Origin of the sequence: Thalassospira australica (genome assembly GCF_044790785.1) — a bacterium.
Lineage (GTDB): Bacteria > Pseudomonadota > Alphaproteobacteria > Rhodospirillales > Thalassospiraceae > Thalassospira > Thalassospira australica_A.
On record NZ_CP085258.1, the window covers coordinates 1,657,148 to 1,683,961 of the forward strand.

The 26,814-nt window shown below is 55.3% G+C and carries 28 protein-coding genes and 2 tRNA genes; 17 read left to right on the top strand and 13 right to left on the bottom strand.

Annotated elements, in window-relative coordinates; all coding sequences use genetic code 11:
• Positions 1-199: 199 nt before the first annotated feature.
• Positions 200-276, bottom strand: a tRNA-Asp gene (locus LG297_RS07930).
• Positions 277-581: 305 nt separating this feature from the next.
• Positions 582-658, bottom strand: a tRNA-Asp gene (locus LG297_RS07935).
• Positions 659-916: 258 nt separating this feature from the next.
• Here LG297_RS07935 and LG297_RS07940 point away from each other — a divergent pair.
• Positions 917-1,267 carry a hypothetical protein gene (locus LG297_RS07940; RefSeq protein WP_404426382.1) on the top strand — a complete coding sequence of 117 codons (351 nt, stop codon included), beginning with the start codon at positions 917-919 and terminating at the stop codon, positions 1,265-1,267.
• Between the two features lie 34 nt (positions 1,268-1,301).
• Here LG297_RS07940 and LG297_RS07945 read toward each other — a convergent pair whose 3' ends face one another.
• The 3 genes from LG297_RS07945 to LG297_RS07955 form a co-directional block, all read right to left on the bottom strand.
• On the bottom strand, positions 1,302-1,850 hold the full coding sequence (locus LG297_RS07945; protein ID WP_404426383.1) for a transcriptional regulator: 549 nt from the start codon (positions 1,848-1,850) through the stop codon (positions 1,302-1,304).
• Positions 1,847-2,344 carry a response regulator gene (locus tag LG297_RS07950; protein WP_404426384.1) on the bottom strand — a complete coding sequence of 166 codons (498 nt, stop codon included), beginning with the start codon at positions 2,342-2,344 and terminating at the stop codon, positions 1,847-1,849. The genes LG297_RS07945 and LG297_RS07950 overlap by 4 nt, the downstream gene beginning before the upstream one ends.
• Before the next feature lie 277 nt (positions 2,345-2,621).
• Positions 2,622-3,116 carry a deoxycytidylate deaminase gene (locus LG297_RS07955; protein WP_404426385.1) on the bottom strand — a complete coding sequence of 165 codons (495 nt, stop codon included), beginning with the start codon at positions 3,114-3,116 and terminating at the stop codon, positions 2,622-2,624.
• Between the two features lie 299 nt (positions 3,117-3,415).
• Here LG297_RS07955 and pyk point away from each other — a divergent pair, with 299 nt between their 5' ends.
• The 3 genes from pyk to LG297_RS07970 all read left to right on the top strand — a co-directional run bounded on the left by pyk (position 3,416) and on the right by LG297_RS07970 (position 7,584).
• Entirely contained in the window at positions 3,416-4,840 is a 1,425-nt protein-coding gene (gene pyk, locus LG297_RS07960; RefSeq protein WP_404426386.1) for a pyruvate kinase, read from the top strand.
• A gap of 324 nt (positions 4,841-5,164) precedes the next feature.
• Positions 5,165-6,640, top strand: a complete 1,476-nt coding sequence (locus LG297_RS07965) for a DUF2336 domain-containing protein (RefSeq protein ID WP_404426387.1) — start codon at positions 5,165-5,167, stop codon at positions 6,638-6,640.
• 5 nt (positions 6,641-6,645) lie between these two features.
• Positions 6,646-7,584: a hypothetical protein gene (locus LG297_RS07970; RefSeq protein WP_404426388.1), complete on the top strand. Its 939-nt coding sequence runs from the start codon at positions 6,646-6,648 to the stop codon at positions 7,582-7,584.
• 25 nt (positions 7,585-7,609) lie between these two features.
• On the opposite strand, the gene LG297_RS07975 is transcribed toward LG297_RS07970, so the two are convergent.
• The 3 genes from LG297_RS07975 to LG297_RS07985 form a co-directional block, all read right to left on the bottom strand.
• Positions 7,610-7,924, bottom strand: a complete 315-nt coding sequence (locus LG297_RS07975; RefSeq protein WP_404426389.1) for a ribbon-helix-helix domain-containing protein — start codon at positions 7,922-7,924, stop codon at positions 7,610-7,612.
• 102 nt (positions 7,925-8,026) lie between these two features.
• Positions 8,027-8,608, bottom strand: coding sequence for a DJ-1/PfpI family protein (locus LG297_RS07980; RefSeq protein WP_404426390.1), 582 nt, complete (start codon positions 8,606-8,608; stop codon positions 8,027-8,029).
• A gap of 179 nt (positions 8,609-8,787) precedes the next feature.
• Positions 8,788-9,783, bottom strand: coding sequence for a mechanosensitive ion channel domain-containing protein (locus LG297_RS07985; protein ID WP_404426391.1), 996 nt, complete (start codon positions 9,781-9,783; stop codon positions 8,788-8,790).
• A 261-nt stretch (positions 9,784-10,044) separates the two neighbouring features.
• Between LG297_RS07985 and LG297_RS07990 the strand changes: the two genes are divergently transcribed.
• Together LG297_RS07990 and LG297_RS07995 are read left to right on the top strand one after the other, a co-directional pair.
• Positions 10,045-10,947: an OmpA family protein gene (locus LG297_RS07990; protein ID WP_404426392.1), complete on the top strand. Its 903-nt coding sequence runs from the start codon at positions 10,045-10,047 to the stop codon at positions 10,945-10,947.
• A gap of 174 nt (positions 10,948-11,121) precedes the next feature.
• Positions 11,122-11,763, top strand: coding sequence for a hypothetical protein (locus LG297_RS07995; protein ID WP_404426393.1), 642 nt, complete (start codon positions 11,122-11,124; stop codon positions 11,761-11,763).
• Between the two features lie 85 nt (positions 11,764-11,848).
• Here LG297_RS07995 and LG297_RS08000 read toward each other — a convergent pair whose 3' ends face one another.
• Positions 11,849-12,292, bottom strand: coding sequence for a CoA-binding protein (locus LG297_RS08000; protein WP_404426394.1), 444 nt, complete (start codon positions 12,290-12,292; stop codon positions 11,849-11,851).
• 207 nt (positions 12,293-12,499) lie between these two features.
• On the opposite strand from LG297_RS08000, the gene LG297_RS08005 reads away from it, so the two are divergent.
• On the top strand, positions 12,500-13,381 hold the full coding sequence (locus LG297_RS08005; RefSeq protein WP_404426395.1) for a sulfite oxidase heme-binding subunit YedZ: 882 nt from the start codon (positions 12,500-12,502) through the stop codon (positions 13,379-13,381).
• Here LG297_RS08005 and LG297_RS08010 read toward each other — a convergent pair.
• Together LG297_RS08010 and LG297_RS08015 are read right to left on the bottom strand one after the other, a co-directional pair.
• The gene (locus LG297_RS08010) at positions 13,353-13,988 is read right to left on the bottom strand and encodes a LysE family translocator (RefSeq protein ID WP_404426396.1); all 636 of its coding nucleotides are present in this window, start codon (positions 13,986-13,988) and stop codon (positions 13,353-13,355) included. The two genes, LG297_RS08005 and LG297_RS08010, sit on opposite strands and share 29 nt — an antisense overlap.
• Before the next feature lie 87 nt (positions 13,989-14,075).
• Positions 14,076-14,885 (bottom strand): enoyl-CoA hydratase, encoded by an 810-nt coding sequence (locus LG297_RS08015; RefSeq protein ID WP_404426397.1) that lies wholly within the window; start codon positions 14,883-14,885, stop codon positions 14,076-14,078.
• Positions 14,886-15,039: 154 nt separating this feature from the next.
• Between LG297_RS08015 and LG297_RS08020 the strand changes: the two genes are divergently transcribed.
• The 6 genes from LG297_RS08020 to rpsI all read left to right on the top strand — a co-directional run bounded on the left by LG297_RS08020 (position 15,040) and on the right by rpsI (position 19,148).
• Positions 15,040-15,942, top strand: a complete 903-nt coding sequence (locus tag LG297_RS08020; protein WP_404426398.1) for a hypothetical protein — start codon at positions 15,040-15,042, stop codon at positions 15,940-15,942.
• 214 nt (positions 15,943-16,156) lie between these two features.
• Positions 16,157-16,507: a hypothetical protein gene (locus tag LG297_RS08025; protein ID WP_404426399.1), complete on the top strand. Its 351-nt coding sequence runs from the start codon at positions 16,157-16,159 to the stop codon at positions 16,505-16,507.
• Positions 16,508-16,661: 154 nt separating this feature from the next.
• A complete protein-coding gene (locus LG297_RS08030) occupies positions 16,662-17,444 on the top strand; it encodes a hypothetical protein (protein ID WP_404426400.1) in 783 nt (260 codons plus the stop codon).
• Between the two features lie 132 nt (positions 17,445-17,576).
• Positions 17,577-18,035 carry a PaaI family thioesterase gene (locus tag LG297_RS08035; RefSeq protein WP_404426401.1) on the top strand — a complete coding sequence of 153 codons (459 nt, stop codon included), beginning with the start codon at positions 17,577-17,579 and terminating at the stop codon, positions 18,033-18,035.
• A gap of 160 nt (positions 18,036-18,195) precedes the next feature.
• A complete protein-coding gene (gene rplM / locus LG297_RS08040; protein ID WP_007091636.1) occupies positions 18,196-18,663 on the top strand; it encodes a 50S ribosomal protein L13 in 468 nt (155 codons plus the stop codon).
• A complete protein-coding gene (gene rpsI / locus LG297_RS08045) occupies positions 18,663-19,148 on the top strand; it encodes a 30S ribosomal protein S9 (RefSeq protein ID WP_007091635.1) in 486 nt (161 codons plus the stop codon). Before rplM ends, rpsI begins: the two co-directional genes overlap by 1 nt.
• A 188-nt stretch (positions 19,149-19,336) precedes the next feature.
• On the opposite strand, the gene LG297_RS08050 is transcribed toward rpsI, so the two are convergent.
• Positions 19,337-20,500, bottom strand: a complete 1,164-nt coding sequence (locus LG297_RS08050; protein ID WP_354377098.1) for an alpha-hydroxy acid oxidase — start codon at positions 20,498-20,500, stop codon at positions 19,337-19,339.
• A gap of 387 nt (positions 20,501-20,887) precedes the next feature.
• Here LG297_RS08050 and LG297_RS08055 point away from each other — a divergent pair, with 387 nt between their 5' ends.
• The 3 genes from LG297_RS08055 (at position 20,888) to argC (ending at position 24,356) form a co-directional block, all read left to right on the top strand.
• Entirely contained in the window at positions 20,888-21,781 is an 894-nt protein-coding gene (locus LG297_RS08055; RefSeq protein WP_404426402.1) for a GNAT family N-acetyltransferase, read from the top strand.
• A gap of 27 nt (positions 21,782-21,808) precedes the next feature.
• Complete coding sequence (locus tag LG297_RS08060; RefSeq protein ID WP_404426403.1) at positions 21,809-23,137, top strand: hypothetical protein; 1,329 nt, start codon at positions 21,809-21,811, stop codon at positions 23,135-23,137.
• Positions 23,138-23,309: 172 nt separating this feature from the next.
• Positions 23,310-24,356 (top strand): N-acetyl-gamma-glutamyl-phosphate reductase, encoded by a 1,047-nt coding sequence (gene argC / locus LG297_RS08065; protein ID WP_404426404.1) that lies wholly within the window; start codon positions 23,310-23,312, stop codon positions 24,354-24,356.
• Positions 24,357-24,411: 55 nt separating this feature from the next.
• Here argC and LG297_RS08070 read toward each other — a convergent pair whose 3' ends face one another.
• The gene (locus tag LG297_RS08070) at positions 24,412-25,818 is read right to left on the bottom strand and encodes a PLP-dependent aminotransferase family protein (protein ID WP_404426405.1); all 1,407 of its coding nucleotides are present in this window, start codon (positions 25,816-25,818) and stop codon (positions 24,412-24,414) included.
• A gap of 109 nt (positions 25,819-25,927) precedes the next feature.
• Between LG297_RS08070 and LG297_RS08075 the strand changes: the two genes are divergently transcribed.
• A complete protein-coding gene (locus LG297_RS08075; RefSeq protein WP_404426406.1) occupies positions 25,928-26,803 on the top strand; it encodes a DMT family transporter in 876 nt (291 codons plus the stop codon).
• Positions 26,804-26,814: the final 11 nt, after the last annotated feature.

Below are 26,814 nucleotides of genomic sequence, written 5' to 3' on the forward strand. Positions count from 1 at the left end.
GAAGCATAAATTATACGATTAATCAATGACCAGACGGTCAGGAATGCCTAAAAAGCACGCAAGATATTGTGTGGTATCTTGCCTGTTCGCGTATCGGTTGTAATGATCGGATCGGGAATGGGGGAGATGAGAAGGGGCTCTGATTTCCGGCATAAAAAAAGCCACTATGAAAGCGACTTTCCGTACTCTTTAAAAAGAGTGGCGCGAGTGACGGGACTTGAACCCGCGGCCTCCGGCGTGACAGGCCGGCGCTCTAACCAACTGAGCTACACCCGCTTGGTGTGGCGCGGTTTATATAAGGGGTGGTTCGGTCTGGCAAGGGCTTTTTTTCAAAAAAATGAACCCGCTATACCGGGGATTGGCGGCGGGGAGACAAAGCCCTTGAAAACAGGGTGCCGTGATGCGCATCCGGCGATGTTTTGTTCGTGCGATACGTGATTTTGCGACGGGATCAATGACGGAAAAGCGGGAGGGCGTTACCGGTCGAGCACCTGCATGGTGATGATGATCCGGGGGCAGAAACAAAAAAACGCCAGCGGTAAACCGTGGCGTCTTTTTTGTACTTTCCATTGGGTGGAAAGTGGCGCGAGTGACGGGACTTGAACCCGCGGCCTCCGGCGTGACAGGCCGGCGCTCTAACCAACTGAGCTACACCCGCTTGGTGTGTGGCGCGGTTTCTAACAGCAGGTCCGTGGGGGCGCAAGACCTTTTTTAACCGGTTTTGCCACTTTTTTGAATGTCGATACCATGGCGCGTTTTTAGGCGTGCAAAATATATCCTTTCGGTCATGGCAGAAGCGTATCTTTGCCGGTTTGATGCTGATCAAAGTGCAAACGCGTTAGCAGATGTAAAACTTTGGGATGATTCAAAACAGGGCGGGGCCCTGAAACGGGACAACCGAAAGCGGGGACGCTGCATGACCGATACGATCCTTGCCGTGCTTGACGATATTGATTCTGGTTTGGCAGCCCGTCTTGCTTCTGCCAAGGCGGCAGGAGAGGTGCCGTCTACAGACCAGGCAGACGACATAATGCTATGCGACCTCAGGATGCTGCGCAGTCTTGTGCTGCTTTGGAGCGGGCAGAATGCGGCATTAACCGGCGACAGTGACAATGTGCGGCGTTGGATGACAGACCGTTTGCCTGATATCAGCCAGCGTCTGGAACGGATTGATACCCGTGTCGGGCAGGCCCTTGCGGCCAAGAGATGTCATCCCGGCAAAATTGCACCATTATCGGCCGTGAACTGCAATATGGATGCGCTGTGATCGGGGATGTTGACTGCCGCACAGGGAAAACCCGTTATTCGCGCGGCAGTTCGTAACGTTCGGCAAGCTTGGTCAGGGCGGCAACGGTTGCCTGTTCAACGGTTGTTCCGAACCCGGTGACGCGGCTTGCGAGAATAACGTACAGAGAATCAATATGGAGCTGGATCACCAGAAGCTGCTTCATATTGGCGGTGGTTCGGTCGGCAACAAAGATTTCAAGCGATTTTGCGATCTGCGTCATCAGCGGATACTGGAACGTGCCGCCAAGAGCCTTGACCGAATAGGCGAGGTCGGCGCTGTTTTCCAGCGCGGTTGGTGCCTTTGAATTGTTGCTGACAGCATCGACTACAATGTTCCGGCAATCGGCCAGTTCCTTGCCGATATCGCGAACGAAAGTCTCGTTGCTGCGCTGAACGACTTTTTCGAGCTCTTCGAGCTGTTCGGGCGACAGATTGATGTCAAAGCCCTTGACGAAATTGACCGCACGCCGCTTCAGATCGGTCTGAGGCGGAATGATCTGGGCTTTTTTCTTTTTCTTTTCGGGCGTCACGATTGCTCCGGTCCCCCAATCATAGTGGGTCATTCGTCATCCGGGCTCCGTCTGTCGGGCCCATCAAAATCAACCTGTCTGCGGCGGCGATCCGGGCCGAAATAGGAACCGGTATTCACAAAATGCCGTGGACGGGTAATGACCGATACCAGCCGACTATAAAGTGCCTTGGCATTGAACGGTTTGGCAAGAAATTCTGTAATGCCGAGGTCACGGGCGGTTGTCACATAACGTGTTTCCGAATGTGCCGTCAACATGATCACCGGAATGAAGCGGTTGGGCGAATTGACCGAATTCCTCAGAACATCAAGGAATTCAAGGCCATCCATCCCGCGCAGGCGCCATTCGGTGACGATGATATCAATTTGCTGGGTTCGCAAAATCTCGAACGCATCGTTCGGGGATCGGACACGCTGAACGGCTGTCGCACCAAGATACGAAAGTGTATCGAAAACTACCTGGGCCGAAATCTTGTCGCCGTCGACGACCAGAAAACTGATTTTACTGAAATCGATCTTTGCGCTCATCCGGCCTTCTATCCTGTGCGTCGTCACGATCCCGGTCCTTGTTTGCGGTCAGGGCCTTTTCTGCGTGATGATCGTACTACCGTGGTCCTAAATGCTTATACCTTTGTCTGAGAAGCAGCAAGGCCAAAGCGGTCATCTGTCGGCAACAAAATCTGACAAATACTGACGCGTAACCTTGTGCAGACATTGAACAAACGACGATTATGTTCTTTTTGTTCATGCGCGTAATACCACGGAGCACCGTATATTGGGCGCACCGGAAAAAATAAAAGGGGTCTTATGAATGATCCGGAATTGTTTCGGCAAGCGGCTCTGTCGTGCCTTCGTTATCAATGACCTGAACCGCGACGCCGGCCTCGCCAAACATTTCGGTCGAGATGGCCATATCCTGTTGCCAGCGTTCCAGAAAATCAGGGGTCAGTTTGTTTTTGTCGACAAAAACCTCGGCGATGCCGGCCTGAATGATCGCCCGTGCGCAATCGCAGCAGGGGAAATGCGTCACATACAGTGCGCAGCCGTCAAGCGACGTGCCTGTGTAGCTGGCGTTATAGATCGCATTGCGTTCGGCATGTTCGGTGTAGGCATATTTTTCGGGGCGTTGATGGCGGCTTTCGATATTGTCATCGACACCGCGCGGAAAGCCGTTATAGCCAACGGCACGGATTTCCTTTTTCGGGCCGATCACAACGGCACCGACCTGGGTGCTGCGGTCCTTTGACCATTCGGCAATATGGGATGCCAGTCCCAGGAAACGATGGTGCCATTTGCTCATTTTGCCGGTCCCCGATTTGTACATGTGGCGCGGCTTGCAAATGCACCGGTCTTGCAGGCAGACGGGCAGGGCATTCGATGCTGCGCTGCTTCTTTAAAGAAGTGACGGCTTGTAATTGTCCAGTGAAAAATCACATTTTTGTAAAGGCATTTGGCGAAAAGCCCCTGTTCAAACAGGGTTCGATTGACTATTAAGGGGTTACCCCCAGAAAAAGATCAGGACGTCTCGACGCCTCGCCGGGAAAACATGGCCGAAGCGAAGGGACCCAATGGAAACCAAAAAACAAGAGGTAATAGCCGATGCGCCGTCAACGTAAGGCGAAGATCATCGCAACCCTGGGGCCAGCGAGCTCGCATCCGGAAACTCTGGAAAAGATCGTCAAGGCGGGTGTGGATGTATTCCGGCTGAATTTCTCGCATGGTGAGCATGCGGAGCATCAGGCGCGTTTTGAAACAATCCGCGAAGTCGAGGCCAAGCTTGGCCGTCCGATTGGCGTGCTGATGGATCTGCAGGGCCCGAAGATCAGGTGCGGTACTTTTGCCGACGAAAAGATCGAACTCGAAGCCGGTGCGACATTCCGTTTCGATATGGATAAAAAGCCGGGCGATACGACCCGCGTTTCATTGCCGCATCCCGAAGTTTTTGCCGCACTCAAGCCAGGGGCGAACCTGTTGCTTGACGATGGCAAGCTGCGCATGCGGGTGGAAAAATGCGATAGCAAGTCGGCCGAATGTACCGTCATTACCGGCGGGCCGCTGTCAAACCGCAAGGGCGTTAACCTGCCCGACGTGATGCTGCCGATGTCCCCCCTGACCGAGAAGGATCGCATCGATCTGGATTACGGTCTGGAGATGGGCGTTGATTTCGTCGCACTGTCCTTTGTGCAGCGTCCCGAAGACGTTGCCGAGGCACGCAAGATCATCAATGGTCGTGCGGCAATTGTCTCGAAACTCGAAAAACCGCAGGCGATTGAACATCTTGATGAAATCGTCGCCCTTTCGGACATCATCATGGTCGCCCGTGGCGATCTTGGCGTCGAATGCCCGCCGGAAGATGTGCCGATTTTGCAGAAACGCATCATCAAGGCCTGCCGCGAGGCGGGCAAGCCGGTGATTGTCGCGACCCAGATGCTTGACTCGATGGTGACCAATCCGGCACCGACCCGTGCCGAAGCATCCGACGTTGCGACCGCCATTTATGACGGTGCCGATGCGGTAATGCTGTCGGCCGAAAGTGCGGTCGGAAAATATCCGATTGAAACCGTCAGCATCATGGACCGGATCATGATCCGGGTTGAGCAGGACGAGCTTTATTATCGTATGCGCGATGCCAATCGCCCCGATCCCGAGCACAATTCCCCCGACGCCATCAGTGCGGCAGCCCGTCAGGTGGCCGGTACGATTGGTGCCAAGGCGGTTGTGACCTATACCACGTCGGGGTCGACGTCGCTTCGTGCGGCGCGTGAACGCCCGGAAGTTCCGATTCTGGGGCTGACACCGAAAATCCAGACGGCACGTCGCATGACGCTGTGCTGGGGCGTGCATGCGGTGTTTACCCGTGATGCGACCAATTTTGCCGAGATGGTTGGTATTGCCTGTGAAGTTGCCAAGCGTGAAGAATTTGCGACAACAGGCGATGCGCTGGTGATCACCGCCGGTGTACCGTTCGGCACACCCGGTGCGACCAATATCCTGCGGATTGCGTGGTTGTCGTCAAAGGATTGACCAATCACTGTATGATGACATGAGACGGGCGGCATATTGTCGCCCGTTTTTTTGTGATGATGTGCTGTTCACGCGCTATCCGGCTGTATTGTTAATGTTTTTTTGAGTGTTTGCCATAATAGTACAGAGTGTTCTGGTCCGTATTCTTGGTAATTTGCAGGAAGCGGCCATGACCATGAGTTTAAAAGTTTTTTGGCTCTTGTATTGTTGTTTGGGTTGGATTGCTTTGCTATAAGCAATCCAAGACCAGATAAAAAACGTCGGTGTTGCAAGGGGTTGACGCCGATATGCCGTAAGGCAGGGGACAGGGGAATTACTGCGATAATGCTGAACTGGATGTTCAATCGGCAGAAATCGAAGGATGACGGTGCGCTTGATGACAAGTCGGCGGCCAAACTTCGTGATCTGGCGGAAACGGTTCGCAGCATAGCGCCAGATGAATTTGGTGCAGCCGAGCAGGCAAATTCGCGGGCCAACCGAATTCCGCGCAAAAAAGATTCTGATGACCTGACAGCCGAAAGCGGTATCGATTATGCCGCGCGCCTGTCGGCCGATCTTGCCGAAGATGACGAAGATGAAGATAGCCGACCGGATTTTGACAGCGACGTCCGCATGGATGTTGCACGCCGCCTGCGGCGCCATCTGAGCGAGCTTAGCCCGTCCGAGCGCCTTGATATGGTCGAGGAGTTCGTGACGGCAATTGGCAATATGGCCGATTGTTATCGCCCGCAGGTCATTGCCCTGATCGAGCAGGAACTGAGCCATACACCTTATATGACCCGTCAGGCTGCAATGCGCCTGCGTCAGGATATTGCGGCGATTGGCCGGGTGTCGCTTGGCGAATATGTCGAACTTTTAAGCGATGCCGACTTCCTTGATATTCTGCGTGGGCGGGGTGAATTCGTTCAGACCGCAGCCGAAAAGCTTGAAGCCGAACAGGAAGCCGCAGCACAGGCGCGTCTTGCCCGGGATCGTTCGGAAAAGGAAAAGGGCGGATTGCTGAACCGCTTGCTTTCATCGGATGACGCGCCGCGCAATGTGGTTGCCCTGACCCCGAAATTCGGCAGCAAGAAAGAAGCCACCAGCAAGACGCCACGTGACGAAATGGCTGATGGCCGTAACAAGATTTCGCGTCAGGCGCAGCGCCGTATCGCACATTTCATTCTGGCGTCACTGTTTGATACCCTGGTTGAACGTGGCCGCATGCGCGCCGAAGTGGCGCGCGCCATGCGCCAGTCGGTACGTCAGCGCATTGAGAAGGCAAAGCTCGAAAACCGTATTCCAAACCGTATGGCACAGGCCCCGTCCGAACGCGATCTTGACGATGCGATGCATGATGAGGCTGGCGAGCAGGGTGGTGTTGCCGAGCCGGTGACCATCGATCATTACATTCTTGATGCACTATCGCGTAACGAAGACGCGATGGTGGTTCAGAGCCTGGCGCATTATGCGCAGATGCCTGCCGCAATCGTTTCCAAAATCCTTGATTCGGGAAGTGCGCGCGCGATTACGGCACTGGCCTGGCGTGCAGGCATGAGCGCCCCGTCGGCGGTTGTCCTTCAGATGAGTGCCGCAATCCCCGAAGACAGCATCGAGCGTCCGGCTGCGGGCGGTCGTTATGCCATGGCATCGACGGATATGGACTGGTATATCGATTTCTTCAACGAGCTTCAGCCGTCCGGGCCGCGTGGCCGTGCTGCTGCGGGTACGACAAGTACCGCGTCGTCACGCAGTCCTGAAAAGTCCGGTCGTACACGCCGTCTGCCGGATGATCGACCCCAGGGGCCGAAGGGAGAATAAACGGGATGCGCAAGGATCTCGGGATCTCCTATGACGGGCTGAAATATGCTCTTTCCATCAAGGATCATTATCGCAGTGGAGAACCGCTTACGGTTACCGGGGCGGGGGAACAGCAGCGCCTTTTGATGCCGGAACATCTGCTGAGCAATGATCTGGCCTTGATGCAGTATGACGATCCGCTGGCGCTGGCGGTGATTGCGACCAAGGACCCGGAAAGCCCGATGGCATTGGCCGCAGCCATCCGCATGGGGCCGCATGCCAAGTGCAAGGAACTGATTACCGGGGTTTTTGAAGTCGTATCGGATGCGACAAAGCATGAACTGGTTGCCGATTGCGCAAAGCTTTTGTCGCGCAATGCGTTCAGCCCCGAAGCGTTCCAGCTGGTGCGCAACCGTGCGACCAATCATGTCGTTGAAATTCGCGAAGCCTATCGCCGGGCGATGGCGGGCAATTTGCGCGCGCTTCTGGATGGGAAGATGGCAGCGCGCGAGTTTGTCGAGGAATTCATTGAACTGGCATCACATGGCAATCTGCGGATTGATATCTATCGCCGTCTGGTCATGAAGCTGATCCGGTCCGATGCGGTGCGGCCCAGTGTCAAATTCATGCTGCTTGAACGGCTTGATAAATTCCCGCAGATGGTCAAGTTGCAGATTGTCAAAGAAGTCAATTCTGCCCCGGATACGCCGGAATATCAGACTTTGAAGCAGGAACTGCGCTGGATATACGAAAGCAAGGCACGGGCGAAAACCGGCACCGGAATGCAGGAAACATCGAAAAACTGGTTTGGTGGTTCATCGCTGGATTATGGTGCTGCTGCCGGTTTGCAAAGCCGAAATGCGATCATCCGACCGCAGCAACCGACCCTGAGACGGCCAAGCGTTCCGTCAACGCAGCCCAGTGGCGGTTTCAGCACACGAGAAATTTCGTCCTGGCTGAACTGACCGGCAGCAACACCGAAGAACCTGATCAGCCCGCCAGACGTCTGGCGGGTTTTGTCGTTTCCGGCGTAACCGCAATACCGGCCTGATGTTCGAGATAGACGGTACAGACCACGCGCAGAAGCGATGCGAAATTGGGAATATCGCCGCGCTGGCTGACGACCTCGTCATGCAGTCTGCCCAGAAATTGCGGGGTGCTGAAACCTTCGCCGGCGGCGATTTCATCAAGGATCTGCCAGAAGCGCTGTTCAAGGCGGACACTGGTGACCAGGCCATTGATGCGAAGCGAGCGGCTGACGGATTGATAAAGTTCGGGATCGGTGCCGGAATAGATCTGACACATGATGACGACCTCTCCTGTTTGTGCCACCGGCGATATAACGCCGGTGGCCGGTTACAGGTTCATGGTCCGGCATCTGGTCCGGAAAGGCAATTGCCGATTGTTCTAGTGGCTGATTTCCGTACCGAGCAGGGTCAGGAAACCGGCCAGCCATTTCGGATGGGCGGGCCATGCCGGGGCGGTAACGAGATTACCGTCGATGCAGGCGTCATCAATCGCGATTTCGGCATAAGTGCCACCGGCAAGGCGAACTTCGGGGGCGCAGGCCGGGTAGGCCGATACGCGACGGTCCTTGATGATGTCGGCAGCAGCCAGTATTTGTGCGCCGTGACAGACGGCTGCAATCGGTTTGTCGGCATCGTTGAAGTCACGCACCAGACGAATGACATCCTCGTTCAGGCGCAGATATTCGGGCGCACGACCGCCAGGGATCAGAAGGGCGTCGTAATCCTCGACCCGGGCTTTCGCGAAATCGGCATTCAGCGCAAAATTGTGGCCGCGTTTTTCGCTGTAAGTCTGGTCGCCTTCAAAATCGTGAATCGCGGTGGCAACCGTATCGCCGGCTTTTTTATCCGGGCAGACGGCATCCACCGAATGACCGACAGCAAGCAGGGTCTGGAATGGCACCATGGTTTCATAGTCTTCGGCATAGTCGCCGACCAGCATCAGGATTTTTTTCGCTGACATTATTTTATCCTCCCGTGTGTTGTGATCGTGAAACTATAGACCATCGCAGGGGGCGGGGGGTAACAGCGGGCTACTACGCCGGAAAATGGATCAAGATGCATGTGACAAAACAGGGAATAGGCCCGAAAAAAGGCGGCCCGAAAAGGACCGCCTTTGGCAGATCAAATTTTTATGACAAATCAGCTTTTGGTCGGTGTCGGTTTGCTGGTAGCAGGTTTTTTGGCTGTTGTTGATTTGGTTGCCGGTTTTGCCGCCGTGCTGCGCGTGGCAGGCTTTTTCGCCGGTCCAGCTTTCGCCGGTGTGGATTTGGCTGATGTGGATTTGGCTGGTGCAGCGGTCGAGGCCGTTTCAGCGCCTTCCTTGATATGCAGGTCGCGCTGCGGGAAGGGAATCGAGAAACCCGCAGCTTCAAGTTCGGTTTTCGAACGACGGCTGAGGTCCCAGAAAGTTGCCCAGAAGTCGGGGGTGTTGGTCCAGCCGCGCGCTGTCAGGTCGACCGAGCTTTCACCAAGGGTGGCGACGAAGCTCATGGGTTCCGGGTCCTTGAGGACGCGCGGGTCGCTTGCGACCAGATTTTTCAGGAAATCGAGAGCGGCATCGACATCATCATCGTAGGAAATGCCGACCTTGATATCCAGACGGCGGGTCGGGTTGCGCGAATAGTTTTTGATCGCGCTGTTCCAGATTTGCGAATTCGGCGCCGAAATAAACACCCCGTCTGCGGTTTTAAACAGGGTGGTGAACAAGGTGATTTCAACCACTGTGCCCGAAACCGAACCGGCTTCGACGAATTCGTCCACCTTTAACGGACGCAGGACCAGAATCATTACACCGGCGGCAATATTGGACAATGTGCCCTGCAGAGCCAAACCGATGGCCAGACCGGCGGCACCGAGGACTGCGATGATGCTGGCTGTCTGTACGCCGAAGTTTGACAGAACGGCGATCAGGACAAAAATCAGAACGGTGTAGCGGACAATGCTTGCAGCAAGCGGTTTAAGTGTCGAATCGACAAATTTGGCATTGCGCAGTGCATGTCGAACAAGTGCGGATGCACGTCCTGCAACCCACCAACCGACAATAAGGATGAGAATTGCACCGACAATATCCATGCCAAAGCCAAGTGCAAAAGCTTTGAACATTTCTGCAATCGTATCGATTTCGGTCCCGATCATTTTTCCCTCTTTTGTTCTAGCCCTGAATATTCGCTATCCTTGAATATTCAGCTAACATAGGTTGTGGTCTTTGGTATCCATACTAGTGTATGGTATGTCAGCATCGCAGGTTTAATTGATCTTGAAAAGAAGCCCATGATACCCAAGTGACGGTAATGCCATGGAACTTTTCGTGTTTTAGTGCGTTTTGCGACATAATATGACCATCATTGGTGATATTGTAGGTTACTGAATAACAACCTGAACTATAGGGGCAAAAACATGCAGCTTCGTCCGTCTTTTGTTTGTGCTATCGGGGGCATCGCCCTTCTTAGCGCGTGTAGCAGTGTCGACAACTCGGGTACGGCCGTCATGTACGGTGGTAACCCGCTGACCTATGGCAGCTCTGTCAACAATGCCGTGACCGGTGCCGAGCCGACCACCGCATTTGGCAAGGCGCTTAAAGCTGAATATATCGCCTATGCACAGCGTGAAGCTGATGAATGGTACGATTTCTTCGATGCCGACTTCTTTGCGAAAAAAGCAGGTAAAGTCGCAGAAAATGAAACCATCCTTCCGGAAGATCCGGCCAACTGGCGTTTTGACGCCGAAGAAGTTGCACAGAAACGCGCTGTTCGTGATGAACTGATCGCGCTTCTTGACGATGGCAAACGTGAAGAAAAACCGGACACTGCCGCAATTGCGCAGGCCCGTTACGATTGCTGGATCGAGGAAAGCGAAGAAGGTTGGCAGACCGATCTGATCAGCCAGTGCTGGAAAGATTTCGAAGCCGCGATGACCGAACTCCGTGCCGAGCCTGAAATGGCAGCAGCAGAGCCGGAGCCGGTTGCAGCAGCACCGCGCCTGTTCACCATCTTCTTCGACTTTGACAGCACCGCGATCACGCCGGTTTCCGAGCGTGTTCTTGATGCCGCTGCCGAGCAGTGGGCTTCGAGCATGAGCAACGTTACCGTCGTTGGCCATACCGATGCGTCTGGCCCGGCAAGCTACAATATGGGTCTGTCCGAGCGTCGTGCGGATGCTGCCCTGTCCGAACTGGGCAGCCGTGGCGTTTCGGCCGACAAGGTTGAGACCGAAGCTGTTGGCGAGAGCGAATTGCTGATCCCGACTCCGGATGGTGTTCGTGAACCGCGTAACCGTCGTGTGACGATCTCGATCGACTAATTCGCGGTCATTTACCAAATCTTTGGCAACGGGGTGGCATATTGTCACCCCGTTGTTTTTTATGGATAGTTGATCGAATACAGGATCGCCCGTGTGAATAACGGTTGAAATCGGATGCAATACATCTAATTGTCTGCGGGATATCCCAGCCGCGAAAGGGAGAGACGGGGGAAAATGATCAGAAATTTGTGCCGTTCATTGCGCGGTGCCGGTATCTGCGCAATGGCCATCGTTGTAATGGCAGGAAGTTTTGCCCGGACAGGGGCTGCAGCAGATATCACACCGCCAGTACCGTTTGAAAAGTTTTATGCTGCCGAGCGCGGTGACGGCAAATATCTTCGTTTCAATGCATTTTCAGGCGAGATTCCCGGCAAACGGATCAAGGCGCTTTTGCGATCCGGGCAGGTGATTGGTGACCGTATTCTTCTTGCCGAAGATGTCGCGGTTTATTTCCCGGATGGTTATATCGTGCAGTCGCAGGTCCGGTTCGGCAAATATGTCCCGCGTCCGGGCTTGATTGCCGGTGCGGTCGCGAAACGCGATCATCTGATTGAAAATCCGCGCTATGGCCTTGTTGCCCAGTTTGACCAGATTCTTGGCAAAGAATGCGCGCGTACCGAATACGCCAATGGCTTTGCCGCCCTTCGGATCAAGTCGGACGGTGTTATGTCGCTGGTGATGGAAACTGCCGGTCTTTACGATCCGCTGGTGGATGAAGAAACCACCACCTATACGGTGACCAGCGCGGTGCAGCCGGACTTTATCGGCAATCAGGGGCTGGTTCCAGACCTTATGAGCAGGTGTGCCCGCGGCTGAATTTCAGTCAGCCGAGATCAAAAAAAGGGGAGGCACTGCGACGGGCAGTGCCTTTTTCTTTTGGCGCAGTTTAAAATCCGGTTGGTCAGGCGACTTTCCAATCCGGTGCAAACAGACGCGGGATTTCAATTGCCGGGCAACGGTTCATGACAACATCCAGCCCGGCTTCCTGTGCGCGGGTTGCGGCATTGATATTGATCACGCCAAGCTGCATCCAGACCGATTTGGCACCAATGGCAATTGCCTCGTCGATCACGCCACCGGCATCCTCGCTATTGCGAAAAATATCGACCATATCGACCGGTTCGGTAATGTCGGCCAGGGTGGCGACGACTTTCTGGCCATGGATTTCACCGCCCGCCTGACCGGGATTGACCGGAATCACGTGATAACCGCGTGACAAAAGGAATTTCATTACACCATTCGATGGCCGTTCCGGTTTGGGGCTGGCACCGACCAGCGCGATGGTCCGGGTGCGTTCAAGCAGGGCCTGTGTGGCATTGTCATCGGGATTGTTGAAATTGCTCATGTGATCTGCCTTTGGTTTGCAATGCGGCATCGTTATGTCTTTATGATACATAAGACGCTGATGTCTTACCGCAATCTTCTGATGTCCGGATTGTGCGATGCCGGGCGGCTCGCAGAAAGTTGATGGCAAATTTAACTGACGGATCAAACGAAACAGGGTTGAGTAGGGATATGTTGCCCATTGCCCCAAACACCGAAGGTGTCCCGTATGTTTCCATGGCTTGATCCGTCTGGCAGGTTTTCGGCTTTTAAGCTGACCGTGTTTGTGCTGCTGCTTGTGCCGGGCTGTTTCATTCTTTGGCCGGTGATTGTCGAAGCAGGCGCAACCATACCGGTCAAGGAAGCGATCCTTGAAAGCGGGGACTGGGCGATCAGAATGTTGCTGATATCGCTTTTGATCACCCCGTTGCGTCGGATTACCCGGGCAAGCAAATTGGTGCAAATCCGCCGCCAGGTCGGTCTGGCAGCATTGGGATATGCGGTAATGCATCTGCTGCTATATATGCTGAGCCAGTCGTGGGATGTGCTGCGCGTGGCCAACGAAATTCTGGTACGGATTTACCTGACCATCGGCTTTGTCGCGCTGACGGGGCTTGTCATTCTAGGCGTGACGTCAACCAAAGCGGCCATGCGCAGGCTTGGTAAGAACTGGACCCGCTTGCACAAGATCAGCTATGGCATCGGTATTCTTGCGGCACTTCATTTCTTCATGCAGTCCAAAATCGATGTCAGCGAAGCGACCCTGATGTCGGGCTTCTTTGTTGCCCTGATGCTGTATCGCGTGGCGCATGCGCGCGACTGGTCGCTGCGATCACCGCTTGTTCTGGTATCGATCGCGGTTCTGGCCGGGCTGGCAACGGCAGGGATCGAATATGCGTGGTACGGGCTTGCGACCGGTGTGCCGCCCTCTGCGGTCTTTGCCGCCAATCTTGACTTCATGTGGCCGTTGCGCCCGGCATGGAATGTTTTGCTGAGCGGGTTGTTCGTTGCAGTCATCAGTCTGTTCGGGCGTGATGCGATCGGCCGGGAATGGCTTGGCCAGATCGCATCGACCCTGTTTGTCAGGCCGCAGCGCTCGCGCGGCGGGTAAGGGCGGTCAGGAGACCGGCACCGATCATCACCGCACCGCCTGTACGCGTCAGGCGGCGCAGGGCAGTTGGTTTGCGGAATTTTTCGCGCAGGGCACCGGCCATAATCGCCCAGATCGCAACATTGACCGCCGCCAGCGAGACGAAGGTTGCGGTCATGATGACGAATTGCGGAACGAGCGGCATCGATGCATTAACGAACTGCGGCACAAAGGCGATAAAGAATATAATGCCCTTCGGGTTGAGGGCCGTCACGATATAGGCCTGCAGGAACATGCGTGACGGCCGGTTGCGTTTGGCATCCGGGTTATCTTCTAGCGATCCGGGCTTTTCGCGCCACATCTTGATGCCAAGATAAATCAGGTAAGCGGCCCCGCACAGTTTCAGTACGGTAAAGGCGTTTGCCGATGCGGCCAGCAGGGCACCGGCGCCGGCCAGCGAAATCGTCATCGCCGTCAGATCGCCAAGGGCCACGCCGGGTACGGTCGCCCATGCGGTCTGGCGTCCTTTACCGAGGGCATAGCTTACCACAAGCATGATGGTCGGGCCGGGAATGGCCAGCACGATGGAGCAGGCCAGAACGAAGGCCAACCAAATTTCAAGGTTCATCACGATACTCCCAGAGTTAAGTTTCCTGCTGTTATGAAGCCGCAGCCCCGGTTGGAAGTCGAGGGCAAAGTAGCCCGATACCGGCGATTATTCATGCCGCCAGTCGGGATGGCGTTTTTCAACAAATGCACCGATGCCTTCGCGGGCGTCATGTTTTTGCATGTTGTCGGTCATGACCCCGGATGCATAATCATAGGCGTCTGCCAGCGGCATTTCGAGCTGCCGATAAAACGCTTCCTTGCCAAGCCTGACGGTCATGCCCGATCTGGCGGCGATGCGGTTTGCAAGATCGCTGGTGGTGGCTATCAGGTCATCGTCTTCGACCACATCGGAAATCAATCCCATCTGCCACGCGGTTTCTGCATCAATCGAATCCCCGGTCAATAGCATGCGCATTGCATGCTTGCGCGATACATTGCGGCTGAGTGCGACCATCGGGGTCGAGCAGAACAGGCCGATATTGACCCCGGGTGTGGCGAATTTGGCAAATGTTCCGGCAACAGCAAGATCGCAGCTTGCCACCAACTGGCAACCGGCGGCGGTCGCCATGGCATGAACACGGGCAATCACCGGCTGGGGCAGGGTGACGATGCGCATCATCAGGGCACTGCATTGGGAAAACAGGGCAGCGTGACCGTCACAGGCCGAAATCCCGTTCATTTCCTTAAGGTCATGACCGGCGCAAAAGGCCGGACCGTTTGCGGCAAGGATGACGCAGCGAACGGATTTATCGGCCGCAATGTCATCAAGTACAGTGTGAAGGGCTGTCATCATCGCACCAGAGAGGGCATTGCGGTTTTGCGGAGCATTCAGGGTCACGATTGCAACCGGTCCGGTATCCTCGCGTAGAACGATGGCGGTTTGATCTGTGTTGCTGTCGGGTGAGATGCTGGTCATTTCGGCCTCCCTGTGATGGCGCGCACTGCATGTTTTTTACTTTTGCGTCAGTATATTGTCGTTGTAGAATTTCACGTCCCGGTTTTGTTGAAAACCAAAAAAGCATTATAATGGTTGATGCCGGTGTGACGGTCCCTTGTGAGGACGGTTGGGAATGAGCAACGACGAAAGACGCAAACCGCAACGGGCTCCTGGTCGTTTTGTGACCAGCAGGCAAATTGTCGAAAAGCAAAAACCGGTATCGCCGGTCGCCAAGACGAAAATGAAACGCTATGACCGCAAAGAGGTCATAGATTGGGACATGGAACGTCAACGAGCAGAAGCACGTGCCCGGTTGTTAAGCCGTGGCTTTGACGTGCCGGAAATCCTGCAACCCAAGCGCCCCGAAGCCGATCCCGATAACCCGGATGCCGGCAATATTGATACGGACGTGATGCGTGACATTTCCGGATCAGCCATGGCAGGGCCAAAACCGGCGGCCCCGAAAAAGGTGAGGCCGGTGACGCAGGCCGATATTCGCAGCAATGACAATCCGGGCGACCGGCCCAAACCGAACCGCCATTTCCTTGTCAGCAATGCGGCCCTGCAGCAGGCACGACCGGTTGTTGTGGGCCCGAATACCGCGCAGACTGTTTCGCAGGAGGGTCATGATACGCAAGGCAGCCCATACCGAGAATATCTTGACAGCCTTGGCGATGGCGCGAAAACCAGTCTTGATGCGCATAACGACATTACCGGGCGTGTGGATGACCTGAAATCCGCAAGCCAAACCGGATCGGGGAATATTGATTTGCCCGATAACCGCAGCAACTGGCTTAGTCAGGAAGAAGCCCGGCGTCGCAATTCGGTTCACAACTCTCCGGCGCACGCTGCACGCGCGAGCAGCCCGAAATCCGCCAAACAGCGCAGGGCCGATAAAAAGGTGGCGGAACGCGGAAACGCATTGGTGCTTGATAAAATCCTGCCAAAACTTGGGGCCTATATGGTGGCAGCCATTGCTGTTGGCTATATTCTGGTGCTGGTTTATACCGAACTTGGCAAACTGATTGGCAGTTAGAATCAAGAAAAACAATCGTCGATAGAATATCAATTTCTGAATCTTGCCTCAAACATGCCCAAATATAAGGGTTTATTATTAACTGTTGCACATTGAAACGTGCGGCAGAGGACCGGACGATGTGCGGTTATTGTCCGGGTTTCGAATTGCATAGCGGGGAGAACGCAAGACGAGGGGGAAGGTCCTTGTATCGGCTGGCAAGGGATGCCGGGCAATGCAAGGCCACCAGGATGTGGCATTAACCCTTGTTGCAGGAGACGGCGAAGGTAGCGCCGTAGTCGCCATGGAAAGTGACGTAAAAGGTCAGGAAGACCGCCACCCGGTTTATCTTCCGGAAAACCGGTATCGTTGGGCGTCCAACGATGAAGTGGACAAGCCCACAGTGGTTCTGCGCGGTCCGGTGCGTCCGCATTTCATAAGCAGGACATTCCCACGTAAAAAAGACAATCGTGACTGGATGGAGAAATATCTGCCGACCCTTGGGGCGGTGGCGATTGCTTCAGTTTCGGTGTTGTCGGTTCTGGCACTGGTCTACTACGAATTGATGCTTATCATTCGGGGGTAGGCCGGTTTCCCGAAAGTATTGGATTCCTGATAAAGAGGCGGCTGATAGTCCTTTATAGTCGTTGTTTTAATTGCCTGAGTGACCTTTGATATATGTCGTAAGACGACTGCAGCTGTCTTCGTTCCTGTAAGTGACATGGGCGGAGATCCGGATTATGAGAATCGGCAAATCTGACGGACAAGGGCGGGGGATTACATCGGTCCCGGCCATTCCATCGACCGGGTTGCGTCCGTCGCATCCCGGCGCAGGCAAAGACGCGTTCGAAAACAAGCTGCGCAGTGGGCAGGACCGTCCGGCAAACCGGCTGTCATCGTCATCATCACTATCTGCGGGTGAGTTGGAAAAGATCATAGACTGGGCGCGCGAGCGTCTGCGCAAGGATGATGGCGCGCAGGTTGTCCCCGCAAGTGCGGTAAGCTGGGGGATCAGCAGCGATCATCTTGGGCACCTTATTATTGCGCCAAAGTCAAATCCGGCCAATGACCGGGACAAGAATAGTGCCGGGTTCAAGGTTGCGGATTTTGCCGCTGGTCGCGTCAGGGAGCCGGACAGATCAGCCCTGACACGCATCGCGGCAGAGCATGTTTTTTCGTCCGAGGAAGTGGCAGATCATATTGCCTTTTTGACCGGGCGCATTCGCATCGGGCAAGAGGCGCGCGAAGCAGATCTGGCAAAACAGCAGAACGGAAAACGCGAGCGTATCGCAGATTTGCCACCAGTACACTATCGCTGGCTGAGCAACGAGGAAGCCCGGGGCAGGGTAGCTGTAATGGCACCGATGCCACAATCGCAAACGCCCCGCCCGGCTGTGCAGGCCAGGCCACGTCGCGGTTTGGCAAAATGGTTGCCCTCTATCGGGGCGACGTTGATTGCCGGTGTGATGATCTGTTCTGTATTGCTTCTGGCTGCACATGAACTGGCGATCATTTTGGGCTGAATCATTTTCCAACATCCATGATGCGCTTTAACTGTGTTGAAAATATTGACGTTAACGTAAACGTTATGTCAGGCTGTCGATCAAAGGGAACAGCGCCATCCGTGCAAGGCTGGCGACAGGGAGGAACCCGATATGAGAGCCATGCCGCCCCGCACGGGCATAACACTGGCGGATTTCGACGCCATTATGCGCGAAAAGGTCCCGTTTGTCGGGGATATGAACGTACGAACCGAAGAGCTTTCGGGGGACCGTGCCCTGTTGCGCTTGCCGTTCAATGAACGCCACATCCGGCCGGGCAATGTGATCTGTGGCCCGGCGATCTTTGCGCTGGCCGATATCGCGCTTTATGCGGTGGCGTGGCTTGTGGTACCCAAGGCCGATCTGGCGGTGACGACCGAGGCGACCGTGCATTTCCTTTCCGGGGCAAAGCCGGGCGATTTGCTGGCGGAGGCGAAAATCCTCAAGGCGGGCAAGCGGCTTCTGATTGCGGAATGTCATATCCGATCTGTCGTTGATGGTGCACTTTGCGCGCATGTCATCGGGACCTATGCGATGCCGCCCGAAAAGGGAGCAGAGCCAAAACCGGTATGAAAATGCTGAAAATCAGTGTGGTAAAATAATACCTATTGATTTAAGTCGTTGAAATAAAATGAAATATTCCTATTGCTTTCCTGTTTAATGCTGGCATACTGCGCCGACTTTCAACGAGGGGCGATTCCCTCCGTGGAACCCAGTTTTCGAGTATTAAATTATGAAAACCTTCACTGCGACACCGAGTGACATCGAGCGCAAATGGTTTGTAGTCGACGCAGAAGACGTCGTACTCGGCCGTCTTGCAGCCGTTGTTGCCAACCGTCTTCGTGGTAAACACAAAGCGATGTTTACCCCGCACATGGATTGTGGCGATCACATCGTCATCGTCAATGCCGAAAAAGTCAAACTGACCGGCCGTAAACTTCAGAACAAGAAGTTCTACTGGCACACCGGTTATCCGGGCGGTATCAAAGAACGCACCATGGACAAGCTGCTGAATGGCGAGCATCCGGAACGTGTGATCATCAAAGCTGTCGAGCGTATGATGTCCCGTGGTCCGCTGCGCAGCCAGGTTCTTTCCAAGCTGCACGTCTATGCCGGTACCGAGCATCCGCATGATGCACAGAAGCCGGAAGTTCTCGATCTTGCCGCAATGAACGACAAGAATAAGCGGAGTGCTAAGTAATGGCCGACACCAAAACTCTTGAAGATCTCAAGGATCTCGCACAGGGCGGTGAAGCTGCTGCTGCAGAAGGCACCCTGCCGGAACCGAAGATCGACGCACAGGGCCGTTCCTATGCAACCGGTCGTCGTAAGAACGCAATTGCACGCGTCTGGATCAAACCGGGCTCGGGTAAAGTTACCGTCAATGGCCGCGAATTCGAAGATTACTTCGCACGTCCGGTTCTGCGCATGGTGATCAACCAGCCGTTCGGCGTTGCCAATCGCAAAGACCAGTTCGACGTCGTTTGCACCGTTACCGGTGGTGGTCTTTCCGGTCAGGCCGGTGCCGTTCGTCACGGTATCTCGCGCGCGCTGACCCTGTTCGAGCCGGCACTGCGTCCGTCGCTCAAGGCAGGCGGCTTCCTGACCCGTGACTCCCGTGCTGTTGAACGTAAAAAATACGGTCGCGCCAAAGCACGTCGTAGCTTCCAGTTCTCGAAACGTTAATTCGTTTCCAGACATCTGGTTCGATTTGTTATCGGAAAAGCGTCACCTTCGGGTGGCGCTTTTTCTTTTTGCGGGTTTGCGGTCGGTAGGGGGCTAGCTTCCCAACAGAACCAAATAAAAAACGGCGTCTTCTGGTGCTGAAGACGCCGCTTTTATTTGATCTTGAAAGACGTAATGTCTCAGTCGCGTTATTGCCAGCGGTCCGAGAAATCGCGCGGGATCATCAGAATATCGCGATCGACCTTGGTCACGTCAGTATGGCCGCAAAGCGCCATGGAAACTTCGAGTTCCTTGTGAATGATCTCAAGCGCCTTGGTCACACCAGCTTCGCCCATTGCGCCCAGACCGTAAACATAGGCGCGCCCGATATAGGTGCCCTTGGCACCCAGTGCCAGTGCTTTCAGTACATCCTGGCCAGAGCGGATCCCACTATCAAGATGGACCTCGATCTTGTCACCGACGGCATCCATGATGGCTGGCAATGCACGGATTGAGGACAGGGCACCATCAAGCTGGCGTCCGCCATGGTTGGAAACAATGATGGCATCTGCACCAACGTTAAGTGCTTCCAGGGCATCACGCGGATCAATGATCCCCTTGATGATCAAGGGCCCATCCCACATTTTGCGGAACTCGCGAATACGGTCCCAATCAAGTGATTCATCGAACGCTTCGGCGGTCCAGGTGCTTAGTGATGAGGGGTCGGCAACCCCCTTGGCATGGCCGACGATGTTACCAAAGAAGCGGCGTTTGGTGCCAAGCATACCCAGCCCCCACTGCACCTTTGTCATCATGTTGGCGACTGATTTGACGGTCAGCTTGGGTGGGGCGGACAGGCCGTTCTTCAAATCCTTGTGACGTTGCCCCAGCATTTGAAGATCCACCGTTATGACCGCGGCCGAGCACTTGGCTGCTTTCGCCCGGTCAAACAGCCGCTTCATGAAATCGTCGTCTTTGAGTGTGTAAACCTGTAACCAGAAGGGCTTTGATGTGTTCTCGGCAACGTCTTCTATCGAACAGATCGACATGGTTGACAATGTGTAAGGGACGCCGAACTTCTCCGCCGCGCGGGCAGCCTTGATTTCGCCGTCTGCACATTGCATGCCGGTCAGTCCGACGGGGGCAAGGGCGACAGGCATGGCTACATCCTGACCGATCATCCGGCTTTTGGTTGAGCGCCCGGCCATGTCGATCGCGACCCGTTGACGGAGGTGAATATCCTGAAAGTCGGTGGTGTTTTCACGGAATGTTTGCTCGGTCCAGCTTCCGGATTCTGCGTAATCGTAAAACATGCGCGGTGCGCGACGTTTATAGATACGTTTCAGGTCTTCGACGCAGGTAATCACTGGCATGAGGTCAACTCCGAATAAAATGCGCTCGGTAATGGTAATACCAGTTTCGGAGGTTATCGCAAACCGAATTGAAAATCAGCTTCTTGCGGGGGCCAAACTGTTTCCGTATTCCGGAATCAGGGTGATGTTGTAGTCGCAAAAGAATTTTAAAAAGAAGGATCGAAAATTCGGAAGGTTATGATAATAAGAATCCATCAAAGAAAGATTTTTTGAATTTAAGGTGACATCCAATGGTTGGAACAATGCGACGAGCTTTCAAGACATAAGTGTTTGAACCTCTGTTGGATTACCTTGCGATATGTGAAGGACCGCTAATGGAGCGGTCTTTTTTTATGCCAATTCGGAAGGTTGGCAATTACCTGAAGCCCAAAGAAAGGGACCCCCGATATGCAGTACAGAAAGCTGCAAGATGACGATCTTCATGCCCTTGACGCATTTCTCGCGACCCATGCCGAAACCAGCATGGTCCTGCGCAGCAATTTGCGAAAAACCGGCATGAACCGACGTCATCATCCGCTTTCGGGCTGCTATTACGGCGAAGTTTCCGGTGATGGTGCGGTGACGGCGGTTTTGGCGATATTCGGCAATGGTAATGTCTTTGTGCAAACCGGCGGGAAACCCGTGCCGCGTGGTTTGATTCATCTGTTCCACGCCGAAAATGCGCAGGCGGTGGCCGGTTTCTATGGTCCGGCCGATCAGGCGCAAAGCGTGATCGAGATGCTTGGGCTTGGTGATGCGCAATTCGCAATAAATGCATGCGATGCTTTTTATCGTCTTGATCTTGCCCATCTGATCCTGCCGCAAAATGTGCGGTCGGACAGTTTCCAGATGGTGGATGCCGAACGGATTGATCGCAATACGCTGCTGCGCTGGCTGCGCGCCTACGAAATCGAGGCGCTGGGCAGGGAGGATACGCCAGCGCTTGATAGCCGGATCGCCAGTCGCCTTGTCCATGCGCTTAATGACCGCAACATGTGGGTGCTTGTGGTGGATGGCGTGCCGGTCAGCCTTTCGGGGTTCAACGCCGAACTGCCCGACATGGTCCAGATCGGTCCGGTCTGGACGCCGCCCGAACAGCGCAGCAATGGCTATGCGCGCATTCTTGTGGCGAAAACGCTTCTGGCGGCACGAGCGCGTGGCGTGACCCATGCGGTGTTGTCAACAGATAGCCCGGCGGCGGCAAGGGCATATGAGGCCATCGGGTTTGAGGGGGACGGCGCCTATCGCTTGGCGTTGCTGACGAGCCCGGTTAAGCTGACCGCACAGCTTTCATGTCAATGAGGTGCGCCCGTGACCGGGCCTGAGAGATTGCTGCGCTTTAAACAAATCCTGCTGCCGGTCCTTGGACTGGTGGCAGGGCTATTTGCCGGTACAATGCCGGTTCATGCAGCCGCACAGAATTTATCCCAGGTCCTGTATCGTTTTGAAGACAGGCCGCTGGTTTTGGGGAAATATGGCGCGGTTGCCGATTTTCAGGGTCGGTTGTTTGTGGCCGCGGCAAGTTGCAAGCGCGGTAGCACGTCGGCCTATGGGGCGACGGATGGCATCGTCGGGGCCAAGACGCGTCAGGCGATCATGGATTTACAGCCCTGTCTTGACCCGGCTGTCAAATCGGAAATCGGGGCTGCGACCCCCGGTGCGATTACGGTCGGTTTATGGAAGTTGCTGATGCCGGCAGAACAGCCATTTCCCGATGCGATTACGCGTGCCAATCATCTGACCTTTGCACTTGAAGGCACGGATTATGATGCCATCCAGTTCAATTTCTGCCAGTCGCGCAACCCGCGCAGTGGCAAGCGGTATCTGGAAGGTGATCCGTGGTGTTATACCAACGATCCCAATGCCTATCTGACATGGGGGCCGCGCGGGGCAACCGCCGGGGCCGGGGCGGAAATCCAGCAAATTGTCTTTGCCGCCGAACGGGCCAATCCCGGCTTGCTCAATGCCGTCTTTGGTCCGCATACGGATGCGATGCACCGGTTGGCGCTGGGCAACAATCAAAGTGCATTTGATATCCTGTGTGCGATCTGGATTGATCCGGATCGTCGGGCCGATTTTACCGCCCGGTTTGCACGGTACGGGGCACTGCCCGAGGTGCAGCGTGCCTATCGCCGGGTATATGATGCGGCCAATGCCGATGGCGGTAAAATCGCGCGGTTTTTCAAGATTTATGCTGCCTTAAAGCCCGTTATCGGGCGTGACCCGACCGAGATTGATCTGGCCTATTTCATCGATATGGCGACGCATGGCATGGCACCACCCGGCAATGTTTCCGACCTGTCGGCAAAGATGGTCAAGTTCGCCAGCCGGACGCGTAATGGACCAAGCCCCGGTGAATTGCGCCGCCAACTGGCGGCATGGTTGCCATCCCAGCATAAATATAATGACCGGATCGCACGCGATGCGATTTTTCTGATCGATGATCCCGAAATCACGTTATCGGATACCCATCGCCGTATTTGGCAGCAACGATCCGGGCTCAAGGCCAGCGATTTTGGCCTGTCGGATCATCGATATGTATCGGGCTATCCGGTGGCAGCCCCGACGGGGTTCGAGCAGATCGAGAGGTTTTATACCGTTCTGCCCGAGGATAAGCGCGCCTGTCCGGCCAATGTCCGCAAATCTCGACGACCGTGATTATCGGTTGCCAATGTGATGCATGTCATCGCTGCATGGGTCATGATCCCGCGATGCAGGGGAAAAGCCGCCTAAAGGCTTGCATCTGCGGGGCTTGTTTGCCAACATCCGCCCGTTAATCGCGCCCGCTGACCATAAAGGTTAGGGTGAGCCTAAAGGAGCAGGATTTGAAATGAGCGACGTTAAGGTCAAAGTCGGAATTCTCGGTGCCAGTGGATATACCGGGGCGGAACTGGTTCGTATTCTTGCGCACCATGCCGCTTCTGAAATCACCCTGCTGACCGCCGACCGACGCGCCGGACGTCCGTTCGGGGAGGTTTTCCCGCATCTTGCCCATCTGAAATTGCCGACCATGATCCGGATCGAGGATGCGGACTGGTCTATGGTAGATGTTATTTTCTGTGCTTTGCCACATGGCACGACGCAGGAAGTGATTGCCGGTTTGCCGGATCATGTCAAAGTTGTCGATCTGTCGGCCGATTTTCGTTTGTTCGATGCCGCGACCTACAAGGAATGGTACGGCGCAGAGCATGCCGCACAGGATTTGCAGAAGGATGTGGTTTACGGCCTGACTGAACTGCACCGTGAAAAGATCAAAAAGGCGCGCGTTGTTGCCAATCCGGGTTGTTATCCGACCCCGGTGCAGCTCTCGCTGACGCCGCTTCTGGAGCAGAAGCTGGTGCAGTCGGACGACATCATCATTGATGCAAAATCCGGTGTGACCGGTGCAGGTCGTTCGCCCAAGGAAGGCATCCTGTATGCCGAGGTCACCGAAGGCATTCATGCCTATGGCACCGGCGGACATCGCCATGCACCCGAGATCGAGCAGGGCCTTGGCTGGGCCGCAGGGCAGGATGTTGTGGTGAACTTTTCGCCGCATCTGATGCCGATGAGCCGCGGTATCCTTGAAAGCATCTATGTCAAAATGACCGATGGCACCAAGGCCGAAGACATTCAGGCCGCCCTTGAAAAACGTTATGCCGACGAGCCGTTTGTACGTGTTCTGCCGTTTGGCACAACCCCGCAGACCCGTCACGTGCGCGGGTCGAACTATGTTCTGATCGGGGTGGTCAAGGATCGCGTGCCGGGCCGTGTGATCATTGTTGCGGTCGAGGATAACCTTGTGAAAGGCGCATCGGGACAGGCGGTTCAGAACATGAATGTCATGCTGGGCCTGCCGGAAATCATGGGGCTTGAGATCGAGCCGCTGTTCCCGTAATCGCGCAAAAGCATCATGTCAAAAGGGGCGTGTCCGATCTGGATGCGCCCCTTTTTCATGGCCGCATCGCGCGTTCGAGAACGGTGAAAACACGGTCGTCCTCGCATTGCGCGATGTTAAAGCGCATCAGGTTTCCGGCCGATTGCGAGATGCTGAAAACATTGCCGGGTGCCAGAACCACCCCTTCGGTCAGCGCATTGCGGGCAAGTGTCGCGGCATCAATGGGGTCGGGCAGGCGACACCACAGGAAAATCCCGGCATCGGGTCTGATCACCGGTGTGATGCCAAGTGAACCAAGCCGGGCTTCGGTAACGGACATGGCTCGGATCAGCCGGTCGCGCAGGGTGTCCATATGTTTTCGATAGGTGCCGTCCTTCAGGACCGAGAAAATCAGTTCGGCCGAAAAATTCGGACTTGAAAAGCCGGTTGCGATCTTGAGGTCCGTCAGGCCTTCGATCCAGTCCGGGCTTGCCGCGATATAGCCGCACCGCACCGACGCCGAAAGCGTTTTGGAAAAGCTTCCGATATGGACAACCCGGTCAAGCCCGCCAAGTGCTGCCAGCCGTGGGGCAGGTGTGTTTTCGAAATCGGCAAAAATATCGTCTTCGATGATGATCAGGTCATGTTCTTCGGCAATGTTTAAAACGCGGTGGGCCACCATCGGCGACAGAGATGCGCCTGTCGGATTGTGCAGTCCAGAATTGGTAATGTAGAGACGCGGCTTGTGTTCCGCGGCAATCCGGGCAAAGGCGTCGATATCAGGCCCGGTGGCGGTAAAGGGCACGCCGATAATGTTGGCGCGATGTGCGCGCAGCAATGCCTGAAAATTGAAATAGCACGGATCATCGATCAGCACCGTATCGCCCGGTTCGATCAGGAACCGGCACAGCATATCAATCGCCTGGGTCCCGGACTCGGTCAACAGAATCTGGCCGGGATCGGCATTGATGCCATAGGTGCCCATTCGGCGCGACAGGAGTTGGCGCAGGGCGGACAGGCCAAGCGGTGTGCCGTAATCGACGAGCGTGGCATCATCAGCGCGTGACAGATTGCGAAGCGCGCGTCTGATGGCGGTTTCAGGCATCCAGTCCGCCGGAAGCCAGCCGCAACCGGGTTTGATCATATCCGGCCGGGCATCAAGTGACTGGCGCGAAACCCAGAACGGATCGATGGCCCGATCCAGTTTCGGGCCGATTTGGGCAATCGAAAGCGGTGCGGTATGACCCGACACATAAAACCCCGATCCGCGGCGGGCCTCGATCATGCCTTCGGCCACCAGTCGGTCATAAGCTTCGACCACGGTTGAATTTGAAACCTTCATCTGTCGCGCAAGCCCCCGGATCGAGGGCAACCGATCCCCGGCAAGCAGATTACGCGCCCCAATCCGGTCGTGGATTGCGGCCATGACGCGAGCGACAAGCGTTCCGTTGTCCGACTGTTTTGACGATCCGTCAGGTGCCACTGTATTGCTCCTGTAATCAGTACAGTTTGTTTGAATTGTACTTTATTGTGTCTGGTCGATGTGCGGCTGGCAAGCGATAGATAAACCTTCGAACATGACGGAGGTTTCGATGGCAATTGGAGTACAACGGACAAGTGGCGGCTGGATCAGCGGGATGATCGGCATCCTGATTTTCAGCGGGTCGTTACCCGCCACCCGGATTGCCGTCATGGATTTTGATCCCCTGTTTCTGACCGTTGCGCGCGCGGCAATTGCAGGTTTGCTGGCGGCGATTTTGTTGCTGGCATCGCGAACCGCCCGGCCGCAGGCATCGGACTGGATGTCGTTGCTGGTGGTGGCGGGCGGGGTTGTTGTCGGCTTTCCGTTACTGACCGCCCTTGCGCTTGAACATATCACTTCGGCCAGATCGATTGTGTTTATCGGTTTGCTGCCGCTGGCGACGGCAATTTTCGGTGTGCTGCGCGGTGGTGAGCGCCCAAAGGCCGTGTTCTGGCTGTTTTCGGTTCTTGGCAGTGCGCTTGTCGCCGGGTTTGCCGCAATGGAAAGCAATGCGGGATCGTTGCGTGGCGATCTTTATATGCTGGGGGCGATCATCGTTTGCGGGCTTGGCTATGCCGAGGGTGCGAAACTGTCGCGTCGTCTTGGTGGGTGGCAGGTAATCTGCTGGGCGCTGGTGATTTCGCTGGTGCCGATGCTTGCCCTGTGCGTTGCGACCTTGCCCGATAGCTTTGCCGGGATTGGCGGGCCTGCGTGGTTTGGTCTTGGTTATGTCTCGCTGTTTAGCATGCTGATCGGTTTTTTCTTCTGGTATCGTGGGTTGGCCCTGGGTGGGATCGCTGCGGTCGGGCAGTTGCAATTGCTGCAACCGTTCTTTGGTTTGCTGCTGGCAGGGTTGCTTCTGGCCGAGCCGGTTGGTGGCCTGATGATCGTGGTGACAGTCGGCGTGGTTGCCTGTGTTGCCGGGGCCAAACGATTTGCCCGATAGATTGTAAGAAA

Coding starts and splice junctions, on each gene's coding strand:
- LG297_RS08020 (WP_404426398.1), top strand. CDS start 15,040: ATGAGCAACGACGAAAGACGCAAACCGCAACGGGCTCCTGGTCGTTTT.
- LG297_RS07965 (WP_404426387.1), top strand. CDS start 5,165: ATGCTGAACTGGATGTTCAATCGGCAGAAATCGAAGGATGACGGTGCG.
- LG297_RS08025 (WP_404426399.1), top strand. CDS start 16,157: ATGCAAGGCCACCAGGATGTGGCATTAACCCTTGTTGCAGGAGACGGC.
- argC (WP_404426404.1), top strand. CDS start 23,310: ATGAGCGACGTTAAGGTCAAAGTCGGAATTCTCGGTGCCAGTGGATAT.
- LG297_RS07945 (WP_404426383.1), bottom strand. CDS start 1,850: ATGACCCACTATGATTGGGGGACCGGAGCAATCGTGACGCCCGAAAAG.
- pyk (WP_404426386.1), top strand. CDS start 3,416: ATGCGCCGTCAACGTAAGGCGAAGATCATCGCAACCCTGGGGCCAGCG.
- LG297_RS07955 (WP_404426385.1), bottom strand. CDS start 3,116: ATGAGCAAATGGCACCATCGTTTCCTGGGACTGGCATCCCATATTGCC.
- LG297_RS07985 (WP_404426391.1), bottom strand. CDS start 9,783: ATGATCGGGACCGAAATCGATACGATTGCAGAAATGTTCAAAGCTTTT.
- LG297_RS08075 (WP_404426406.1), top strand. CDS start 25,928: ATGGCAATTGGAGTACAACGGACAAGTGGCGGCTGGATCAGCGGGATG.
- LG297_RS08000 (WP_404426394.1), bottom strand. CDS start 12,292: ATGAGCAATTTCAACAATCCCGATGACAATGCCACACAGGCCCTGCTT.
- LG297_RS07940 (WP_404426382.1), top strand. CDS start 917: ATGACCGATACGATCCTTGCCGTGCTTGACGATATTGATTCTGGTTTG.
- LG297_RS08055 (WP_404426402.1), top strand. CDS start 20,888: ATGCAGTACAGAAAGCTGCAAGATGACGATCTTCATGCCCTTGACGCA.
- LG297_RS07990 (WP_404426392.1), top strand. CDS start 10,045: ATGCAGCTTCGTCCGTCTTTTGTTTGTGCTATCGGGGGCATCGCCCTT.
- LG297_RS07995 (WP_404426393.1), top strand. CDS start 11,122: ATGATCAGAAATTTGTGCCGTTCATTGCGCGGTGCCGGTATCTGCGCA.
- rplM (WP_007091636.1), top strand. CDS start 18,196: ATGAAAACCTTCACTGCGACACCGAGTGACATCGAGCGCAAATGGTTT.
- LG297_RS08030 (WP_404426400.1), top strand. CDS start 16,662: ATGAGAATCGGCAAATCTGACGGACAAGGGCGGGGGATTACATCGGTC.
- LG297_RS07970 (WP_404426388.1), top strand. CDS start 6,646: ATGCGCAAGGATCTCGGGATCTCCTATGACGGGCTGAAATATGCTCTT.
- rpsI (WP_007091635.1), top strand. CDS start 18,663: ATGGCCGACACCAAAACTCTTGAAGATCTCAAGGATCTCGCACAGGGC.
- LG297_RS08015 (WP_404426397.1), bottom strand. CDS start 14,885: ATGACCAGCATCTCACCCGACAGCAACACAGATCAAACCGCCATCGTT.
- LG297_RS08010 (WP_404426396.1), bottom strand. CDS start 13,988: ATGAACCTTGAAATTTGGTTGGCCTTCGTTCTGGCCTGCTCCATCGTG.
- LG297_RS07980 (WP_404426390.1), bottom strand. CDS start 8,608: ATGTCAGCGAAAAAAATCCTGATGCTGGTCGGCGACTATGCCGAAGAC.
- LG297_RS07950 (WP_404426384.1), bottom strand. CDS start 2,344: ATGAGCGCAAAGATCGATTTCAGTAAAATCAGTTTTCTGGTCGTCGAC.
- LG297_RS08035 (WP_404426401.1), top strand. CDS start 17,577: ATGAGAGCCATGCCGCCCCGCACGGGCATAACACTGGCGGATTTCGAC.
- LG297_RS08005 (WP_404426395.1), top strand. CDS start 12,500: ATGTTTCCATGGCTTGATCCGTCTGGCAGGTTTTCGGCTTTTAAGCTG.
- LG297_RS08050 (WP_354377098.1), bottom strand. CDS start 20,500: ATGCCAGTGATTACCTGCGTCGAAGACCTGAAACGTATCTATAAACGT.
- LG297_RS07975 (WP_404426389.1), bottom strand. CDS start 7,924: ATGTGTCAGATCTATTCCGGCACCGATCCCGAACTTTATCAATCCGTC.